The sequence below is a fragment of the Flavobacterium sp. AK-301 genome, from assembly GCF_058310215.1.
Genome location: NZ_JBZEES010000026.1, coordinates 1 through 1,251, shown reverse-complemented (window position 1 = coordinate 1,251; position 1,251 = coordinate 1). Strand labels below are relative to the sequence as shown.

The following is a 1,251-nucleotide window of genomic DNA, read 5'->3' as shown; positions in this document are numbered from 1 at the left end:
ATTCTTGGAAACATCCAAATTCGTTAACTGATTATTAGAACAACCCAAACTTGTTAGATTTATATTCTTGGAAACATCCAAATTCGTTAACTGATTATTAGAACAACCCAAACTTGTTAGATTTATATTCTTGGAAACATCCAAATTCGTTAATTGATTTGAACCACAACCCAAACGGGTTAAATTTACATTCTTAGAAACATCTAAACTTGTTAACGGATTTAAACTACAATTCAAATTTGTTAAATTTATATTCTTGGAAAAATCTAAACTTGTTAACAAATTATCAGAACAACGCAAATATTCTAAATTTACATTCTTGGAAACATCCAAATTCGTTAACTGATTAATCCAACACTCCAATCTGGTTAAGTTTACATTCTTGGAAACATCCAAATTCGTTAACTGATTAATCCAACATATCAATATGGTTAAGTTTACATTCTTGGAAACATCCAAACTCGTTAGCTGATTTCTAGAAAAATCCAAAGATTCTAAATTTACATTCTTAGAAAAATCCAAAATTGTTAACTTGTTAGAGCCACAATCCAATTTGGTTAAACTTATATTCTTGGAAAAATCTAAACTTGTTAACTTGTTAGAGCCACAATCCAATTCGGTTAATTTTATATTCTTGGAAACATCTAAACTTGTTAATTGATTTGAAGCGCATTTCAAATTTGTTAAGTTTATATTCTTGGAAACATCTAAACTTGTTAATTGATTTCCAGAACAACCCAAACTGATTAAATTTACATTCTTGGAAACATCCAAAATTGTTAATGAATTATAACCACAATCCAATTTGGTTAATTTTACATTCTTGGAAACATCTAAACTTGTTAACTGATTATTAGAACAATCCAATTGGATTAATTTTGCATTCTTGGAAACATCTAAACTTGTTAATTGATTTCCAGAACAACTCAAATATTCTAAAGACACGAATTTACTAGCATCTAATGTCCCGTATAATCTATTTACATTAATCCTAAAACCAGTGTTTAATTGTATTAATCGTTTAGGAGATGCTGTATTCCATTTGCAATGACTTGATAGTTTAGCAATCCATGCTTCTGAAGTAATCCAATTTAAAGTATCTATTGTAACCAAACCCATCCTATGCAAATTCAGCTCTCCCTGTTTATCCGTTGGCTGACGAAGAAAAACACGTAATCCTTCTTTATCATCTTCATGATATGTTTGTGCCTGTATGCTACTGCACAATAAAAACAAAACAAAAAACAAATA

Annotated in this window: 1 protein-coding gene; it reads right to left on the bottom strand. The window is 29.1% G+C overall.

What is annotated here, in order from left to right; genetic code table 11:
* On the bottom strand, positions 1-1,251 hold a 1,251-nt coding region (locus tag AC4FQX_RS15015; RefSeq protein ID WP_491168533.1), incomplete at both ends, for a leucine-rich repeat domain-containing protein.